Consider the following 18,226-nt stretch of genomic DNA (forward strand, 5'->3'; position numbering starts at 1 on the left):
CGGCGGGCTGCTGCCCGCGCTCTTAAGGCCCCCCGCGCCGCGGGGCCGGCCCCCCCCCCGCCCGGGCGCCCGATGATGCTGTCGTGTTCCACCGCGGGCAAATGATCCCATTCGGCGGTCCGCATTCGAATCTTGCGGAACACCAGGTAGGTTCCGCCGCGGAACCACGCCGGTTCCCCGGGCGAATCGGCCCACACCGCGCGATCGAAATCCGGTGTCCCGGGTTTCGGATTCGCGGTGCCGTCCTTGTGGCCGAACATATTTCGCGGCGTACCGCCGTCGGACGGTCTGCCGAGGAAGCCGTGCTGCGTCCAGCGCATGCGGGCCAGACCGGGCATGCGGGCGCGCAGCGCGCGGAAGGCGTGGCTGACGATCTGCGGGTCGTCGGCGCAGATCTGCGCCAGCACGTCACCGCCGCACCAGGCGGGACGCAGTGCGTCACCGGCGAATTCGGGTAGCGGCCGCAGATGCGCGGGGCGCAGGCCGCCGAGGCCGAACCGGTCGTCGAAGATGCCCGGGCCCAGGCCGAAGGTCACGGTCAGGCGCGCGGGAACGAGTCCGGTCGCGAAATCGGTATGGGCGCTGAATACGGCTGGCGTGCCGGGCTTTTCGGGCACCCTGTCGCCCACGGTCAATGCGGCGGCCGTGGCCGTCCAGGCGGACAACAGATCTCGCAGCGCGCCACGGTCGGCGCGCGCGATATCGCAGGCGAGGAACAGCGCGTGCGCCTGCGCCGGGGTGGCGATGCCCGCCTGGCGAGATCCGTGGAACGCCTCGACATCCGGGGCGGGGCCGGAGTGCTCCGGGGCCGTCGCACGTCCCGCGACGACGCCGACGGACGCCGCTCCGGCCATCGCGAGCGCCGATCCGAACATCGCTCGTCGCGAGACTCGGCCATCGACCGGACCGGTGTTACTACGCTCAGTAGTAGACTCGCTCATGCCGCCCAACGGTAGCGGAAGAACCCGAAGCCTTCAATAGAGCTGAAGGCGTGGGTGGGAACTCGACGGGGACAGCGCTATTCGCGACGGTGAGAGCAAATGGCGGAGACGGATTTCCCCTGGCGATCGGCCGAAAAGCGAAGCCCCGCATTATTGGTTGCCGCCGAATCGCGTGGAGCGGTGGCGGAATTCCGTCGAGTCGAATACGATCCGCGCGGAACCAACCGTCCGTTGGAGGGACAATTGACCACCCCGAGTACGCTGCAGCGCGAGACCGGGGGAACCGCAGGTCGGCGAACGGTACCCCTGTCTCAGCTGATCTACCTCATGGCCGAGCACGACAAGCTGGGCGAACACCGCCAGACGTTTCTACCCCCACCGGTGAGTGGGGACACCGTGGTGCGCGGCTGCGCCCTGGTGGCGGGCGGACTGGTCGTCGTGGGCGCCCTGTGCGCGGCCGCCGGTTCGCTGGTCGGTAGCGGTGCCGTCGGCGGGCTGGCGCTGGTCCCGGCAGCGGTCGCATTCCTCCGGGGGCGCCGCAACCGTGGTGGCCGCCGGGCGCGACTGGATCTGTTCGATTACGGCATGACCGTGTACCGCGGATCCGAGAAGATCGTGGCATTCCGCTGGGACACCCTCGAGGTCCGGCAGCAGGTCATCCCGTTCCACAACGCGGCCGCCGCGGCGACCGATTACTCGTTCACGCTGACCGGTCCGGGAAACAGCACCGCGGCCTTCGACGAGCAGATCTTCGACGGCGCGCGGGAATGGGGCCCGACGATCCAATCGGCCGTCACCGCAACGCAATTGCCGCACGTGGTCGCCGCCATCGACAGCGAGCAGACCATTCGCTTCGGCGATATCGCGGTCGATCTGAACTGCCTCACCTACGCGGGGACCTCCTATCCGTGGGAGCACATCCAGCGGATCGAGGCGCAGCACGGCCTGGTCTGCATCAAGGTTGGCGGACAATGGGTTTCGCTGGTCTCGGTCGAAACGATCCCGAATTTCTACATTTTCAACGAGGTCACCGAACGACTACGCCTGGCCGCATTGGACGAGATGGCCGCGGAGGCGGCGCCCGCACCCACGCCGTGGAGTCGGTCCGATCCGGATCCGGCGGAGGCTTCCGGCGGTGCCGGGCCGGTGCCGCCCGCGATACGGCCCTCGGCCGACGTCGCTACGCCGCGCAAAGAGTCCGCCGAGGTGCCGATTCGTCCTGAGCAGGAGGATGTTTCGAATCGGGAGGATGCGGAAAGGGTCGGAGTCTCCGGTCCCGCACGGGAATCCGAGTAGGACGACCCGCTAACGCATCACCGGCAGGACCGGAGTATGCGATCGGCCGGTAGCGGCTTCGATGAAGGCGACCGGATCGGCTACCGCGGAAAGGATTTCGACCGTCCGGCGCAGACCCGGCTCCGGCGGCGCGTCTCCTCCGATGGCGTCGATCAGGTCGAGCAGGTGCGTGGTCGCCTCCACGATCATCGTGTCCGTCAGCGCCTGGAAGCTGACGGTGCCGAGGACGGGGTGGACGAGTCCGGCGGCCGGATCGGCGTCGCGGAGTTCGTCGAGCATCGCCGGGCCGTCCTCGGCGAAGTGGCGGACCAGCGCCTCGGGGCCGATCACCGAGCACTGCTGCGCCTGCTCGGCCACGTCGTCGGCCAGCGTGTGGGCCGCGCCGCCGGGCTCGTTGAAGATGCGCAGCCACTGGGCGCCGCTGGTCACCGTGGGTGACTCCACCCGTTCCCCGCGCAGGAAATCGAGCACCTGCTTGTCCGGGGCCATGTGGGCGACGAGGTCCTGCACCGTCCACTCCGGAAGTCGCGTCGGTGTCGTCCACTGCGCGGGCGTCAATGCCGCGACCCGTTCGCCCCAGGTCAGGCAGAGCTGTTCCAGCGTCGTGATGTCCATCTGATCCTCGGATCCACTCAGCGATTCGGACGCGATGCCCTCTCATGTCAGCACCATCCCGCAGCGGCGCGCAATGAGATATCGCTCGATGCCGACGACGCCGGAATTCGTGTACCGCCGCGGCCGCCCGCCCGCAGGGTCACCGCGTGCACATCGATGCGCGGGCGGAAGGCGTTGGCGGCGACGCTGCCGCCGCATCTGTTCGCGCTCCTCGCGGCCGTCGCCGGTCGGCCTGCGATGAGCGCCAACGGTTTCGATCACCGGCTGCGTCGGGCAGGAGTGTTCGCGCTGGACGACCCGCCGCCGAGCCCCGGCACCGCGGAGCACCTGCTACCCGCGCATACGGTGATCGATCGCCAGATCCTGCTGACGGGTCTCGATGATGTCGTCCACTTCGGGCGCCGGTGTATCGGCTATGACAGCGACGGGGACGTGGTCACGGCGCGGTTCGCCGACGGGGGCACCGCGCAGGGTTCGCTGGTGGTGGCCGCCGACGGCATCGGGTCGGTGATTCGCTCGCAGCGTCTGCCGCACGCCCGCGTCGTGGATTCGGGGACGCGATTGATCTACGGCCGGGTGCCGCTGACCGCCGAGTTGCGCCGCGCCCTTCCGGCGGCGATGTTCAGCGTCTTCAACTCCGTCATCGGGCCGGACCACCGCTTCGTGGGCATTGCACCGGTCGAGTATCGGGAATCACCGGGGGCCGCCGCGGCGCGATCGGCGTCCGGCGAGGACCTGCGCGACCTGGTGCTGGAACAGCTGTCCGGCTGGCATCCACTGGTGACCCGAATCGTCGAGGGATGGGCTCCGGGGAGCGTCTACCCGATCACCGTGCGCAGCAGTATTCCCGTACCACGGTGGCAGGCTTCGAACGTGACGCTGCTCGGCGACGCGATCCATGCCATGAGTCCCGCCGCCGGAGCGGGCGCGAACATGGCGCTGCGGGATGGCGCCGCCCTGGCCGCGGCGCTCGTCGATGTTACCGACGGGCGTCCGCTCCTCGACGCGATGCGCGAATACGAGCAGGCTTATGGTGGAGGAGGGATTTCATATTGTGCGGCGGTCGGCAGGGAACGGGACACAGGCGCAGGGAGCAGATCCGCTGCCGGAGTGACCGGGCCGGTCGGAGCTGCCATTCCCGCGATGCCTAGGATCGGATCTCGCCCAAGTACTGTCGCCACGCCCTGATGTCTTGATGACCGCCGTACTCGAATGGTGCGGTTTGCCCGCCCTGAGCCTGATAAACCCGCTGCTCGAACTCTAAACCGAAGGTTTCTATCGGATCGGCATCTGCTCCGAGGCTATGGAGACGGAATGTGCGTTCCGAATATGCGGCACTGCCGGCACGTACCTCATCGGCCCAGGCGTCGGGTGTGGAGAAGAGATCCCTGTTGAAGTCCGAGGGCGCGCTCGGCGGCAAGCCTTCGCGCTCCAGTGCCCAATTCATCAGTACCCGTGACGACCGGCCGTTGTAGTCGTTGAAGGGATGAATGGAGACATACCGCTGCTGAAGTTCCGCGGCGAGACGATACGGATCGGTCCCAGGTTGGTTGCGGGCGTTGTTGTACCAGTCGGACAGCGACTGTAGTTCGCGTCGAATGGCATCCGGTGTGTTGACACGGTATTCGTATGCGGCCTGGTCGGCGCGGAGCGGAACGGTCCCGGGAGGGACGTATCCCAGATACGGATTCGCCTCGATCGCGGCCAGCTCACGGTCGGTGAACGGTCTGCCCGCCTGAACGCCGATCCGCCTGCTATTGGCGAACTGTCCTCCCTGTCCCATCATGGAGGTGCTGAACTGAGACATGCGCCGGTGAATCTCGGTCATGAAAGCTACGGACAAATTCCGATCGCCGTGTCGCCTGGCGAAGGCGCGGGCATCGAGATAGCCCGCCCACTCTCCTTCGCCGAACAACAGCTCCGGTTGTGGCTGACGGGAGATCAGGGCCGCATGGTGGAGCGGCTGATCGATGAACAAGCTCGACTCCAGCGCGCGCTGTGATGGAGTGCGCAAGCCCAATTCGGCCGACCGTCGATCAATCGTGGCCCGCGCGGAGACGGCTATGATGTCCGGCCGGGTAGTGTTCGGGTCCTCACGGTTCGACCTCGACAGAGCCGTGGCCCGTGCCGGATCGGTGCGTATGCTGCGAACCTGCTCGGCACCTCTGCGATCGGTTTCTCGCACCTCCTCCGCCTGTCGTCGCAGCCCGGCACCGAACCCGCGTGTGAATGTCGAGTCGGCCTCGGTCGCCTCCGTCAGCCGACTGACCCGAGGGGCGATATTTCGACGGAATATATCGGCGAGGACGCTGTTGATCCGCATGGCGCGCGCCCTCCCCATATCCGACGCAGGCCGCGGCTCGGCCTAGCTGCCAGTCCTCATCACCGATCTACGCAGTTCCTCCGCTGCGCCCCTTTCATAGATTGTGGCGCTGGCAATAGCACCGCAAGCCGTAACCTTCCCACCACTGGGTGTATGTGAACGGTAATAAGTCGCTTGCGGAAGTGGGAGGTCGAAGTCACCCGCTGATGGCGTAGGGGCGGCGGATGCGGCGCGCGGCCTCGAGGATGCCGAGGATCCGGGAGCCGGGCAGGCCGATGGAGGCGCCGATGGCGGCGGGGGTCCAGGACTCGTCGGCGAGGGTCAGGACCTCCGCGAGCTGTTCGACCGAGAGCTTGGACAGCCGCCGCTCGGAGATCTCGCGCGCCACCGCCCATACCCCGACGTCATCGATTTCGGCGGCGAGATCATTCACCCCGGCGTGGTCGTCCGAATCCTGTTCGGCCGCTTCGGTTTCCTCCTCGGGCTGTGTATAGGTCTGCCGATACTTGGCGACGTCGACCGGCGCCGGGTCGTCGAGAGCCAGCTGCGTGCTGGCCTCACCCGACCGCTGCTGTCGAGCAGGTTCCGGGCGCGCCGCGGCGGCCGACTTCGAGCCGGGGCGGCGGTTGTAGGGGTGTTCCGCCGAGGAGTTCTGAGAAGAAGCGGTCTCGGCCGCATCGCCGGACCGGGTACTCGGAGATCCGTTCCGCGCGGGTCGGTCCCGGTCCTGCTCGGCCGTAGGCGCCTCGAGTGGCCGCAGGTCCGAGCTGTGCGGCCCGGCGATGTCGCCCAGCCCCTGCCCTTCGGTCTGCGTGGTATGCACGGCGTTGCCATTGCGGTGGGCCGTCGCAGCGGCTCCGTCGCGAGCCATCCGCGCATCGTCCGACCGGTCGTTCCGAGTGCTGGTGGTCAGGTGAAAGCCGTTGTGTCCCAATTCGGTTACCGGCAGGTTGTGCAGGTGGGGGTCGAAACCGTTGGAAGGGGGAGCTGTCGGCGGCTCGTGAAACCCGTTGTGTTCCACAGGGGTTGTGGGCAGGCCGTGCCCGGTTCGGTGACCGTTGGCCGCAGGTGGCGCAGTGGGGCCCGTGCTGCCGTTGTGCGAACGGAGGTCGGCACTCGGGTGCATCTCGGCCGCCGATGCGTGGTGATGTCCATCGACCCTGGGCGCGGCCTCGGCGGAGTGCGGGTGGCCGTTGCGGCGGGGATGCGTTGCCTCGGTGCGGGCGGGGGCGGGTTCGGGCCGGTAGTCGGAAAGCATTGGGCCGGAGTGGGATTCGTGCGTGGGCAGGCGACGGTGGCCTACCGAGCCCTCGCGCACCGCGAAGGCGTCGACGATGCGGTGGGTGACCGTGCGGCCGTGGTCCGTCGTCGAATGGTCCGGTATCGCGTCGATGAGCTGGGCGTAGCGGGCGGAGACCCAGGCGTGCAGCCAGATCACGACGCCCACCATGACCGGGGCCACCGCGGCCTCGGCGGCGCGGGCCGGAGCGCCGTTCGCCAGGTGCGGCCCGGCATTGAGGGCGATGGTGACGCCCAGCAGCGCCGCCTCGAGGAAAACCACCTTGCCCCGGGCGATTTCGCGGCCCCAGCGCGCAGCCGTGGTCGCCACCACCATGATGGTGATGATCGGGATGGAGATCATCGCCTCGAAGCCGTAGCTCAGCCAGTACAGCGGATCGGACATGTCGCCGCTGGGCACCAGATTCTGCTGGACGTTGACGCCCGCCCACACCATGCCGAGCACGACCACGCCGATCAGGGCCCGCGACGACCACTCCGCACGGCGATACAACTGGGCAAGGCGCGCATCGGGATTCGACACCCGCCGCCGCGCCGCGAGCGCCTTGCGATGCCAGCGGGCGTCCGCGTCGTCGGCCCGGCGCAGGGCGCGCTCGACGCGGCGGTCGCGTTTCTCCGCGGCCAGTTCGGCGGCCACCGCGCCGCGCCGCTGACGCCTGCGCTGGGCCCGGATCCATTCCGCCAGATCGCGTTCCGCGGCGATCTCCGATTCGGACAGTTCGTCGAACAGCGCCGGATCCGTCTGCAGCGGGAGCTTGCCGCGCGCGGTCGCCACCCGCTGGGCCAGGGCCGCGATCTCCGCGCTGGCGTAGGACGTCTCTGCATTCCCGGCCGACTGGTCGTCGCGCATCGCGAGCCTTCCATGACGCAGGTATGGTGCCGAATATCCGCAACAGCCGATTACTCGAACATATGTGTGACCGCAGTGAGAGTAATCCGTGACCTACGGGCGGTCAATGGTGACACCGAACATCAGTTCGGTTCGGGCGCATTCAGCGCATGGCGGTATGCCAGAGAATCGCCGCCGTCAGGGCGCCCGCCCCGTTCAGCGACCAGTGCAGGGCGATCGGCGCGAGCACGCTACCGCTGCGCCGACGCAACCAGGTGAATACCGCGCCCGCCGCGGCGGTGGCCAGCACGGCGAGTGCGATGCCGCCGATCTGCCCGGCCAGGCCGCCGCCGAGGAATGTGCTCAGCCCGCGGTTGCTGCTGGTCAGGCCGAGCGAGGAGGCGATGTGCCAGAGGCCGAAAAGCAGTGAGCCCGCGGCGAATACGCCGCGCGCGCCATACGCTCGGTCGAGCGCGCCGTGCAGGACGCCCCGGAAGGCCAGCTCCTCGGGAATGGCCGTCTGCAAAGGGATCACGATCATCGACGCGATCAGTGCGCCGGAAATCGTGGCATAGCGATCGGCCAGAAAGAACGGCCGCGTAATCGGCAGCAGCGCGCCGATCGCGACGGCGCCGAGCACGATGCCGACGGCGGCCACCGAATAGAGCGTGCCCTTGCGCCAGTGCCGCGGTGACAACCCGAGCTCGGACCAGCCGAGCCCGCGCCGCCGCATCATCGCCACCAGGACCACGGCGGCGATGGGCACCGTCACGATGTTGGCCCACGTCGAGGTGAAGTGCGCGATCAGGTTCGTGCAGGCCAGCACCACCACGACAACGGCGACGTCCAGGTAGGCGTGCAACCGGCGGGGCGAGCCGGTGACCTCGGGTTTCGGTGCGGCGTCGTTATCGTTTCGAGACATCGCCGCCAGTCTACGTTCATCCGCCGCGGGCGCGCTGTGTTCCTCCGAACATCGCCGCGATCCGGGACTTGCTTTGTATGTATACGTCTACGTATAGTCTCATTCGGGTGGAAGGTATGAGCGCCCCGGCGATGGTGTCGAGCTGATCCGACGAGGGGTATGGGCTCGAGTTCGCGCTCACCGAATCCCGCGGGCACCGGTGATCACCGTGCCTCAAAGATCAATGAATGCGCACGTGCGCAGCCATGCATGAACGGAGATCCGAATGACCACCGATCCGCAGCACCTCGAGGAGCAGAATCGGGCCGACGACCAGGGCGAGCTCGTCCCGGCCGATGCGGCGTTCGGCGACATCACCCTGAAGGACGGCCCCGGCGGCCTGCGCATCAAGCGCTTCACCGGCCGCTACCTGGCCGAGGTCCGCGAGGTGGCGAAGACCGGCATCGAGATCACGAAGGTCTATCGCAGCCGCAAGGGCAAGTTCGTGATTCAGCGCCAGCAGACGGACTGGTCCGACTTCTCGACGCTGTCCAACTTCGCCGCGGACTGGAAGAACTGGCGCTCGATCCTCGGCGACGGCGACTGGGGCGACTTCACCGTGGAGATCGTCGATTCGCTCGATGACCTGCGCGCGGCCGTGTCGCCCAAGCTGCATCGCCGGGTCGCCGCCGCGGTCGAGCGGCCGCAGGCCGAGACCCTCGATATCTGATCGGGCCCGTTCCCGGAAAGGACCTGACATGTTCGCACGGCTGGGCGCAGTGGTCGTCCACAATCCGTGGAAGACGATCGGCCTGTGGGTGCTGATCGTGATCGCGGTCATGGCAACGGCGCCGAAACTGACCTCGACCACCGACCAATCCGACTTCCTGCCTTCGCATTACGAGTCGATTCAGGCAATGGAGCTGCAGGAGAAGGCATTTCCACAGAGCTCCGCACCCGCGGCGATCGTCGTGTTCGAACGAGCGGACGGCGCGCCGCTGACCGCCGCCGATTCCGCTGCGGTCGAAGCGATCACGGCGCAGCTGGGCGAGGCGCGCATCGAGAACGTCACCGGAATCCAGGCGGCGCCGCCGTCGGACAACCGGCTGATCCAGATCGCCGGTGTGCAGATGACCAAGCCCACCGGCGCCACCGACACCCGGCAGGGCGATGCGGTGCGGGATCTGCGCGATGCGCTGCGGTCGAAGGTGGACGGCACGGATCTGCGGGGAGGTGTCACGGGGCAGGCCGCGCAGACGCTCGATGCCACCGAATCCTCCGAAAAGGGCATGGCCATCATCGGTGTCGCCACGATCCTGCTGATCCTGGTGCTGTTGCTGGTCATCTTCCGCAGTCCGGTGATCGCGCTGCTGCCGATTCTGGTGATCGGCGCGATCACCGGCGTGGTCAACGGGCTGATCGCCTGGGTGAGTAAGGGTTTCGACCTGAAGGTCGACAGCTCCGTGACCTCGATTCTGCTCGTCGTGCTCTACGGGGTCGGCACCGACTACATCCTGTTCCTGATGTTCCGCTACCGGGAACGGCTGCGGGCGGGGGAGGATCCCAAAACCGCGATGGTGAGCGCGGTGACCCGGGTCGGCGAGGCGATCACGTCCGCGGCCGGTGCGGTGATCATCGCCTTCATGGCGCTCACGCTGTCGACCCTCGGCCTGTTCAAATCGCTCGGCCCGGCGCTGGCGATCGCGGTGGCCGTGGCGCTGCTGGCCGGTCTGACCCTGGTGCCCGCGATCGTCTCGCTGTTGGGCACCAAGGTGTTCTGGCCCTCGAAGGCGTGGCGGGCCGAGCCGAAGGGCGCGGGTTTCGCCAAGGTGGGACGAGGGCTCGGCAAGCGGCCGGGCGTCTTCGCGGTCGTGTCCGGCGGCGTGCTGGTGGTGCTGGGTGTGTTCGCCGTGGGCTTCAGCCCGACATTCGACCTCACGTCCGGATCCACCTCGAATGCCTCCGAATCCGTGGTCTACAACAAGGAATTGGTGAAGGGCATGCCCGCCGGTGTCACCCAGCCGTCGGATGTGATGCTGCAGTCGACCGGCGGGCTGACCGACGAACAACTGGGCTCGTATCGGGACGCACTCGCCGCGGTGCCCGGCGTGGGGCAGGTCGCGGAACCCGCTCTCTCGCAGGATCGTACGGTCGCCGACTTCCGCGTGACCTTGACCTCGGCACCCGAATCCGATGCGGCCATCGAGACGGTCGAGGGCCCGCTGCGCGATGCGGCGCACGCGGCCGCGCCGCCGGGCACGACCGCGGCGGTGGGCGGCATGACCGCGGTCTTCGTCGACTTCCAGGATGCGATGAACCACGACTACACGGTCGTATTCCCGGTCGCGGCGATCCTGATCATGATCGTGCTGGCGCTGCTGCTGCGCAGCCTGGTCGCGCCGTGGTACCTGATGGCCTCGGTATTCCTGGGATTCGCTGCGACACTGGGCGCTTCGGTGCTGGTGTTCCAGCACATGCAGGGCGAGCCGGGACTGATCTTCACGCTGCCGGTGATCATGTACCTGTTCGTGGTCGCGCTCGGCACCGACTACAACATCCTGATGGTGGCCCGGCTGCGCGAGGAGGCGCGCGAGGGCAACGATCCGCACCGGGCGGCGGCGCTGGCGGTGCGGCACACCGGGCCGACGATCGTCGCCGCGGGCGTCATCCTGGCGGGCACGTTCGCCTCGATGATGTTGGCGGGCAACACCATGCTGTCGGAGATGGGCTTCGCCATCTCGGTCGGCATCGCGATCGCCGCGTTCGTGATGGCGCTGTTCTTCACCCCGGCGGTCACGGCGTTGATCGGGCACCGCGCGTGGTGGCCGGGACACGGTGACAGCAAGCCGAAGGGGAAGCGCACGCCGAATACCGGTGCGGTGCAGCATGATCCGAACTGGTCGAAGTACATGCACGCCGATACCTACGACCACAACGGTGTACCCCGGGTGTCGGTATCCGAGCGGCGCAGGTGAGCAGTACCCCCGGCGGTGCTCTCAGGGCTGGGGATATCTTCCCCAGCCCTGGGCCACGGCCAGCCTGCGCTTGCTCGAACCACGTTTGATCGCAACGACGATGAGCATGATGAGACCGGCGAGCACTCCGGCACCGGCGACGCCGAACGCCAGGAGGATCGTGGTCACCATCGAGGTGCCGATCCCGCGCCCGACCGCCGCCGTGACCGCGGAATCGCCCTGTGTCACCAGGTGATAGGTGCCGGGCCGGGCGGCATCGAACGAAAAGCCCGCCCGCCCTTCGTGTCCGCCGAAGGCGTAGGTCAGCTCCGAGTCGTAGTCCCGCAGCGATACCGGTGCACCGTCCGGGTCGGCGAGCTGGACGTTCACGCTACCCTCGGGAACCTGTGACGAGGCGGAGGGATATTCGAAATACACGGTGTAGCCGCCCGTTTCGGTGATCCGCACGTCGGCCGAGCCGGGTATCTCGACCCGCTGGAAGTTGTCGACCCGGTCCGACATCCGCACGAAGCCCAGCACGCCGATGGCGACGGCCGCGACGATGCCGATCGCGGCGAGCGCTCCGGCGAAGGCGTACCAGCGTCCGGACGGAGTGACCCGCCGGGATGGTTGCGACATGCTGAGTTCCTCCCTCTCGCCTCGATGCCGATCGGCAAGCGATTGAATCATCGCCCGTCGGACCACGCCCGTTAACCGGCCGACAGCGCGGTCGAACCATCGGCCCGGGACAGCAGCGCGCCGAGCCGCTCATAGGTCGGCGCCAGCCTGCGGAGTGTGGCCGCGGCCGCGGCGTGGTCGTCGGTCACGATGTCGTACTGGAGGGCACCAACCAGGCGGGCCTGCGTGGCGGCCACGTCGGCGGCGGCATCGAAACCGAGGCCGTACAGCGCCGCGGCGGCGTCGGACAGGCGCCGCGCGCCGACCCGGATCGCGAAGTGCATCAGGTGGTCCTTCAGCTCCGGGCCGGGACCGGCGGACAGCATATCGGCGAGAACGCGGGCCGCCGCCGCGGTCCCGAGCGTGCCCTCGGGGACGGGCAGATCCGCCCGGTTCGACAGGAACGCAACGGCATTCGGGACGGCGGCCCGCAACGCCTCGTCGACGGCGACCTCGCGGTCGCGGGCGAAACCGTGCCGCATCGTGAACGGCGAGCCGTAGGGTATGGTCTCGGCCCGCCAGGCCCTCAGCAACAGCGGCACCGGCAGCGCCGCGAACGGATATCCCTGCGGATCGTGCATCACCACCCGCTCGTCTCCCACCTCCAGGACGACGACGTAATGGTCCGCCCCGATCGGCCCGGACATGCCGGGCTGATGACGGAGCAGTCCCATCTCCACCGGGCCGACCAGCACCGGGCCCTCCGCGGTGGCCCGCCGCAGCCTCCGCAGCGCCTCGGCCTCCTCACCCCCGCTGTCGCACCGGCACCGCCACCCCAGCAGCGAGAGCGCGGTATCGAGGCCCAGTTCGGGATCCCACCCGTACGGGTCGAAGAACGGCAGCTCGCCCGCCACCAGCGCCATTCCGAAGGGCGCCCCGGTCAGCACCTCGATGGTTCCCGGCTCCGGTGCCGCATTCCCCAGCATCATCGCCAGCGAATGGCTGTAACAATACGGGCCGGAGCCGGAGTAGAGCAGTCCGGGCATGCGGCATCGCCTCCATCGAAATTATTGTGCCCCAATTAATTTCATCGAATTCCCTACCCACGATAGTGAATTTCCCAGAAATTCGACAGCCGCTTCAGGCGCCCGCCGCCCAGCCGGTCGGGTCCGTCCATGCCCGCAGGGTGCGCGTGGTGTCGAAGCGGCGCGGCTCGCGGGTGATCGGGTCGGTGAATTCCAGTGTGGAGGCCAATAATTGGAGCGGGCGGGTGAAATCATCGATGGGCCGGTCGGTGAGTTCGGGGTAGAAGTCGTCGCCGAGGAGGGGAACGCCGAGGCCGTTCATGTGCACTCGCAGCTGATGGGTGCGGCCGGTGTGCGGGGTCAGGCGGTAGCGGCCCAGGCCGTCGCGGTGCTCCAGCAGTTCCACCAGGGTTTCCGCATTCGGCTCGCCCGCCACCTCGAAGGCCCGGAGTATGTTGCGCTCCTTGAGGATTCGGCTCGTGACGGTGCGCGGCAGCGTCAGCCCGGGATCGTAGCGGGCGACGGCCTCGTACTGCTTGAAGACCCGGCGCCGGTGGAACATGGTCTGGTAGGCGCCGCGGCGGGCCGGATTGATCACGAACAGCAGCAGCCCCGCCGTGGCCCGGTCGAGCCGATGCGCGGGCACCAGCTCCGGCAGGTCCAATTCGCGGCGCAGCCGAACCAGTGCCGTCTGCAGGATGTGCCGACCCCGCGGAATCGTGGCCAGGAAGTGCGGCTTGTCGACCACCAGCAGATCCTCGTCGCGGTGCACGATCGTGATTTCGAACGGCACCTCGGTCTCCGCGGGCAGGTCCCGGTGGAACCACACCGCCCCGCCCGGCACGTAGGGGGCATCCGGCGCGATCGGGCCGTCCAGGTCGACGATGCCGCCCTCGGCCAGCAACTCGTCGATCCGCGCGGCGGGCACCCGCGGCAACCGCTCCACGAGGTGATCGCGGATGGTCGCCCAGGTGCCGTCCTCCGGCAGCCGTAGCCGAGCCGGGTCCAACCCGTGCCGCTTGGCCAGCGGCGGCTTCTGCCTGCGCCTCACGATATCGACCCTAGCGGCCGGAGTTGAGCGGTGATTGCACAGGTCGCGGGGCTTTCCCGGTGACTCAGAAGCCGCGCAGGCGGTCGGGGCGGATGCGAATGAGGGTGGAGTAGGTGGCGTAGAACTGCTCCGCGGGCATTTTGATGTCCACGAAGCCCTGCGTGTATTTGGTGGAGAATTCGGCGATTTCCTCGGGGGTGGCTCCCGCCTCGTCGATGCGGGCGTCGCCGGTGAGGACGGCGACCTCGCCGCCGTGCTCGGTGCTGTTGAGGTGCAGCGAGATTCGCGGATTTCCGGTGATGTTCTTCAGCTTCGCCTGGTTCGCCTGGCTGAAGACGAGGAATTCGCCGTCACGCCACAGGAACCACACCGGATTGGGCTGGGGGGTGCCGCTGCGCCCGACGGTGGTGAGCCAGGCGATGGCCTCGCGGCCCAGCCGCTCGGCGACGTGGGCGCCGAATTCGGTGCTGACATCTACCACGGGGGTGCTGCCGGTCGCGGTCATCGGAACTCCTTCATGACGGTCGTGTCGTGATTCCCGTCGCACAACGCCGACCGATTCGCGAGGATTCCCGCGGCCTGCCCGGAGCGCAAGGCCCGGCATCGTAACCCGACCGTCACTAGGCTAGGCTACCCTTAGTAGACCGGAGATGAGGACGGACGATGCTGAGCGTGCTGCCCGAGACCACTGTCGCCGGGCCCGAATCCGCCCTGCCCGAGCACCTGCGGCGGCGGGTGCTCGATGAGTGGGCGACCGGCGTGGAGCTGTCGGACGTGGTCGCCGTCGCGGGGTTGCTCCGGCGCGGCCGGGCGGTTCCGGTGATCCGGCCCGCGGTGCACTGCGGGGCCCGGCGGATCGACTACGGCGAACTGTTCGACCGCGTCGACGCGACCGGCCCGGCGGTACGAACCGATGAGAACGATGCCATCGGTGTCTGCGTACGGATGCTCGCGGCCCTCGGCGTCCACGGCGGCGCGTCGATCCGTCTCGGCGGCACCGGCGACGGTGTGCGGCTGAGCGCCGCAGCGGTGGCCGCGGCGGTGGCCGATCGCCGCGCGGTCGCCGTCGAACGCCGGTGGAGCCCGGTGGATCCCGCGCTCGGCTCCGCCGACGTGCGCCTGGTCGTCGCGCCGCCGAACAGCGCGCACGCATTGGTCGAATTGCTGGCGGCCGTCGCCGACGGCGCCACGCTGGTCGTGCCGACCGCGGCGCAGCGAGACGATCCGGCCGCGCTGGCCGCATTGATCGGCGCGCTGTCGGTGACACACGTCGTCGCCGCCCCCGCGACCCTGCTGCGCCTGGGCGGCAAGACCGCCCTGCCCGGCGAGGAGTCGTCTCGTATTCCCGACCGCACGTCGCCTCGTTTGCCCTCGGTGCGGCGCTGGGATGTCGTCGGGAACGCTTGTCCGCCAGGGCTTTCCGATTGGCTGCTGACGCTGTCTCCCGACGCCCTCACCAGTTTCGCCTACGCGCCACCGGAATACGCCGGTGCCCTTGCCCGCGGGCCGCTCGACGGCACGGGCCGCGTGCGGCCGATCCCCGGCGCCCGGCTGCTGGTGCTGGACGAATACCGTCGGCCGGTGCCACCGGACGTCGTGGGCGAGCTGTGGGCCGGTGGCGCCGCGCTGGCGGAAGACGAACGCGCCCAGGGTGTTTCGAGTCGAGTCGTGGCAGACCCGTATCCGGTCGACGGTACGGGCGGGCGGCTGGTGCGCACCGGTGCCCGCGCGCGCTGGAACTCCGAGGGCTGGCTGGTCATCGAGACCGAGCCGGGTGCGCTCAGCCGCGGGTGACCGGGAGATCGCCGGGCGTGCGCGGCGCGGCGTAGAGCGCGATCCGCCGGTCCGGCCGGACGTCGAACTCACCCACGCAGGTCCAGTCCGACTTCTCGAACGCGCGCCGGATCGCGCGATTGCTGTACTCCGGATCGCCGAGGACGCGGCGGCAGCGCGGATCGGCGGCGAACAACGCCGACGGCAGTCGTGCGATCCACCGCGACATGACACCGCGCCCGGTCAACTCCAGCTCGCCGGTCGCGATGTGGAATCCCAGATCGTGCGGGTCGGCGTCGTAGAGTCTGCCGCATTCGTCCTTGGCGACGCGGTAGATCTCGATATACGCCGCCTCCCGGCCGTCGACGGAGAGAATGCAGGGCCGCGTATAGCCGCCCTCCAGCTGGGCGCGCAGATGCTGGCGCCATCGATCCACCGGCCAGGGCTGATCCCAGGTCCGCACCAGGTGCGGACGTGACATCCACGCCGCGACGGTGGCGGGGTCGTCACCGTCGGCATCGATCACACGCAGGGAATAGGGCGCGTGAAATTCCGGTACGGGCGGCGCGGGAGCCTGCCGCACCGCGTCGGGGATGTCGGTCAACTCCCGCGGCAGCACGTAGGGAGTGGAGGCCTGGTTCATGGTGGGCTGTCTTCTCTTCCGTCGACGACCGGTCGGCGCGCGGCGGGCTACACCGAGCAGGGCACACCGGCGTAGGTGCCCAGCTGGCATTCCGACTCGCGGGTCAGCTTCCAGGCGCCGTCGATCTCACGCCAGGACAGTTCGAGAGAGTAGCCCTCGAAGCCGGGGGAGCCGAACTGCAGCTGGTGGGTGAGGGTATCCCCGTTGACATTCACCGGACCGGCGGCGTTCCAGTGAAATCCGGGCACGCTGTTGACCACGTTCGCGATCTGATCCGCCATGCCCAGCCCGGCCTCGCCGGCCTCCAGTTCGGCGGCACGGTTCGCGCGCGGCGCACCGGTGTCGAGCAGGACCTCGAGCTTGCTCTGCAGCTCACCGACGCTCGGCGCGGCCGAGTGCATCGGCGCCACCACGGGTGCCGCCAGGGCCGGGGTCGCGCTGACGGCGACGCTGGTGCACGCCGCGGCGGCGAGCAGGAGGGCGGCGGCGGTCCGGGAAGCTAATGCAGGCATCTTGTCTCCGATTCGATCTGTGCGGGGCCGACGTGTGTCGTGCCTCGCTGTTTTCTTGCCGGGAGTTGGCGATCCCCACAATATAAGGTAAGCCTATGCAAAGGAAGGCCACCCTCATCCGGGGCCCGGCATGTCGGTGGCCGGAATCACAGAACGGAGTACCGAGTGGAAAAGCTTCTCGTCGTCGGTGCCGGACCGAAGGCCATGGCCGTCGCGGCGAAGGCTCGCGTACTGCGTGATCTGGGAATGCCTGCGCCGCAGGTGATCGTGGTGGAGTCGCACACCGTGGGCGGCAACTGGCTGCCCAGCGGGGGATGGACCGACGGTCAGCACCGGCTGGGGACCAGCCCGGAGAAGGATGTCGGGTTCCCGTACCACTCGACGTGGGCGCGCGGCCACAACCGGGCGATCAACGAGGCGATGACGGCGTTCGGCTGGACCGCGTTCCTGATCGACCGCGGCACCTATGCCGAATGGGTGGACCGCGGCAAACCCAGCCCCCACCACCATGTTTGGGCCGAATACCTGCAATGGGTGGCGCGCAGGGCCGAGGTGCGGCTGATCAACGGCACGGTGTCGAGCATCTCGCCCGCCGGTGACGGCTGGCGGGTCACGGTCACCGGAACCGAATCCGGCACCCGGATCGACGCGGACGGCGTCATGATCACCGGGCCCGGCAGCAGCCGCCGCGCACTCGCCGAGCACCCGAAGATGTTGAGTATCGCGGACTTCTGGGACCTGGCCGGGAAGCGCCGGTTGCCGCCGTCGTCGCGGGCCGCGGTCATCGGCGGCGGCGAGACGGCGGGCTCGGCGGTGGACGAGCTGGTCCGGCACGACGTGCTCACCGTCGCGGTGATCTCGCCCGCGGCCACCATCTACACCCGCGGCGAAAGCTACTTCGAGAACTCGCTGTTCAGCGATCCCACCACGTGGGCCGGGCTGACCCTGCGCGAGCGCCGGGACGTCATCCGCCGCACCGATCGCGGCGTGTTCTCGGTCGCGGTGCAGGAGAACGTGCTCGGCGACAACCGGGTGCATCACCTGCAGGGCCGGGTGGTGCGGACGGCCGACCACGGTGACGGCATCGGGCTCACGCTGCGCAACGAGCTGCGGCCGGATCAGGAGCACAACTTCGATCTGGTCGTCGACGCGACCGGTGGTCAGCCGCTGTGGTTCTGCGATCTGTTCGATTCGGACACTTCGGATCTGGTCGAACTCGCCGTCGGCGGGCCCCTCACCCCGGAGCGCCTGGAGTCGTCGATCGGCTACGACCTCGCGGTCACCGGGCTCGACGCGAAGCTGTATCTGCCGAATCTGGCGGCCGTGGCGCAGGGCCCGGGATTCCCGAATCTCAGTTGCCTGGGGGCGTTGTCGGATCGGGTGCTGGGAGCCACGGTGACCGTGGATGATTCGGCCGCGGGGTTGTCCCGGCTGGCGAGATCGTAG

The 18,226-nt window shown here is 68.6% G+C and carries 17 protein-coding genes; 6 read left to right on the forward strand and 11 right to left on the reverse strand.

The window, feature by feature from the left end; translation table 11 throughout:
• The coding region (locus QH290_RS15005; RefSeq protein WP_280383421.1) for a Dyp-type peroxidase at positions 1-875 on the reverse strand (875 nt) is incomplete at its 3' end.
• A gap of 309 nt (positions 876-1,184) precedes the next feature.
• Between QH290_RS15005 and QH290_RS15010 the strand changes: the two genes are divergently transcribed.
• Positions 1,185-2,237 carry a DUF6585 family protein gene (locus QH290_RS15010; RefSeq protein WP_280267691.1) on the forward strand — a complete coding sequence of 351 codons (1,053 nt, stop codon included), beginning with the start codon at positions 1,185-1,187 and terminating at the stop codon, positions 2,235-2,237.
• 9 nt (positions 2,238-2,246) lie between these two features.
• Here the strand turns inward: QH290_RS15010 and QH290_RS15015 are convergent, their stop codons facing one another.
• A complete protein-coding gene (locus QH290_RS15015) occupies positions 2,247-2,852 on the reverse strand; it encodes a maleylpyruvate isomerase N-terminal domain-containing protein (protein ID WP_280383423.1) in 606 nt (201 codons plus the stop codon).
• A 156-nt stretch (positions 2,853-3,008) separates the two neighbouring features.
• Between QH290_RS15015 and QH290_RS15020 the strand changes: the two genes are divergently transcribed.
• Positions 3,009-4,040 carry an FAD-dependent oxidoreductase gene (locus tag QH290_RS15020; protein WP_280383424.1) on the forward strand — a complete coding sequence of 344 codons (1,032 nt, stop codon included), beginning with the start codon at positions 3,009-3,011 and terminating at the stop codon, positions 4,038-4,040.
• On the opposite strand, the gene QH290_RS15025 is transcribed toward QH290_RS15020, so the two are convergent.
• From QH290_RS15025 to QH290_RS15035, 3 genes are all read right to left on the reverse strand, one after another.
• On the reverse strand, positions 4,000-5,175 hold the full coding sequence (locus tag QH290_RS15025; RefSeq protein ID WP_280267694.1) for a Fic family protein: 1,176 nt from the start codon (positions 5,173-5,175) through the stop codon (positions 4,000-4,002). The genes QH290_RS15020 and QH290_RS15025 overlap by 41 nt on opposite strands.
• Positions 5,176-5,371: 196 nt before the next feature.
• The gene (locus QH290_RS15030) at positions 5,372-7,324 is read right to left on the reverse strand and encodes a hypothetical protein (RefSeq protein ID WP_280383426.1); all 1,953 of its coding nucleotides are present in this window, start codon (positions 7,322-7,324) and stop codon (positions 5,372-5,374) included.
• A gap of 142 nt (positions 7,325-7,466) precedes the next feature.
• Positions 7,467-8,225 (reverse strand): CPBP family intramembrane glutamic endopeptidase, encoded by a 759-nt coding sequence (locus QH290_RS15035; RefSeq protein WP_280267696.1) that lies wholly within the window; start codon positions 8,223-8,225, stop codon positions 7,467-7,469.
• Between the two features lie 265 nt (positions 8,226-8,490).
• On the opposite strand from QH290_RS15035, the gene QH290_RS15040 reads away from it, so the two are divergent.
• Together QH290_RS15040 and QH290_RS15045 are read left to right on the forward strand one after the other, a co-directional pair.
• The gene (locus QH290_RS15040; RefSeq protein WP_280383428.1) at positions 8,491-8,934 is read left to right on the forward strand and encodes an EXLDI protein; all 444 of its coding nucleotides are present in this window, start codon (positions 8,491-8,493) and stop codon (positions 8,932-8,934) included.
• A gap of 28 nt (positions 8,935-8,962) precedes the next feature.
• Complete coding sequence (locus tag QH290_RS15045) at positions 8,963-11,179, forward strand: MMPL family transporter (RefSeq protein ID WP_280383430.1); 2,217 nt, start codon at positions 8,963-8,965, stop codon at positions 11,177-11,179.
• Positions 11,180-11,200: 21 nt separating this feature from the next.
• On the opposite strand, the gene QH290_RS15050 is transcribed toward QH290_RS15045, so the two are convergent.
• The 4 genes from QH290_RS15050 to QH290_RS15065 all read right to left on the reverse strand — a co-directional run bounded on the left by QH290_RS15050 (position 11,201) and on the right by QH290_RS15065 (position 14,357).
• Positions 11,201-11,797 (reverse strand): hypothetical protein, encoded by a 597-nt coding sequence (locus QH290_RS15050; RefSeq protein WP_280267699.1) that lies wholly within the window; start codon positions 11,795-11,797, stop codon positions 11,201-11,203.
• A gap of 71 nt (positions 11,798-11,868) precedes the next feature.
• Positions 11,869-12,822, reverse strand: a complete 954-nt coding sequence (locus QH290_RS15055) for a hypothetical protein (protein ID WP_280383432.1) — start codon at positions 12,820-12,822, stop codon at positions 11,869-11,871.
• A gap of 94 nt (positions 12,823-12,916) precedes the next feature.
• Complete coding sequence (locus QH290_RS15060) at positions 12,917-13,852, reverse strand: RluA family pseudouridine synthase (RefSeq protein ID WP_280267701.1); 936 nt, start codon at positions 13,850-13,852, stop codon at positions 12,917-12,919.
• A gap of 64 nt (positions 13,853-13,916) precedes the next feature.
• Positions 13,917-14,357: a TIGR03667 family PPOX class F420-dependent oxidoreductase gene (locus QH290_RS15065; protein WP_280383435.1), complete on the reverse strand. Its 441-nt coding sequence runs from the start codon at positions 14,355-14,357 to the stop codon at positions 13,917-13,919.
• Positions 14,358-14,515: 158 nt separating this feature from the next.
• Between QH290_RS15065 and QH290_RS15070 the strand changes: the two genes are divergently transcribed.
• Complete coding sequence (locus tag QH290_RS15070) at positions 14,516-15,646, forward strand: AMP-binding protein (RefSeq protein WP_280383437.1); 1,131 nt, start codon at positions 14,516-14,518, stop codon at positions 15,644-15,646.
• On the opposite strand, the gene QH290_RS15075 is transcribed toward QH290_RS15070, so the two are convergent.
• Together QH290_RS15075 and QH290_RS15080 are read right to left on the reverse strand one after the other, a co-directional pair.
• Positions 15,633-16,268 carry a GNAT family N-acetyltransferase gene (locus QH290_RS15075; RefSeq protein WP_280267704.1) on the reverse strand — a complete coding sequence of 212 codons (636 nt, stop codon included), beginning with the start codon at positions 16,266-16,268 and terminating at the stop codon, positions 15,633-15,635. The genes QH290_RS15070 and QH290_RS15075 overlap by 14 nt on opposite strands.
• A 47-nt stretch (positions 16,269-16,315) precedes the next feature.
• Positions 16,316-16,780, reverse strand: a complete 465-nt coding sequence (locus QH290_RS15080) for an MTB12 C-terminal domain-containing protein (RefSeq protein WP_280267705.1) — start codon at positions 16,778-16,780, stop codon at positions 16,316-16,318.
• Between the two features lie 165 nt (positions 16,781-16,945).
• Here QH290_RS15080 and QH290_RS15085 point away from each other — a divergent pair, with 165 nt between their 5' ends.
• Complete coding sequence (locus QH290_RS15085) at positions 16,946-18,226, forward strand: FAD/NAD(P)-binding protein (RefSeq protein WP_280267706.1); 1,281 nt, start codon at positions 16,946-16,948, stop codon at positions 18,224-18,226.

Source organism: Nocardia wallacei, from assembly GCF_029869545.1.
GTDB lineage: Bacteria > Actinomycetota > Actinomycetes > Mycobacteriales > Mycobacteriaceae > Nocardia > Nocardia wallacei_A.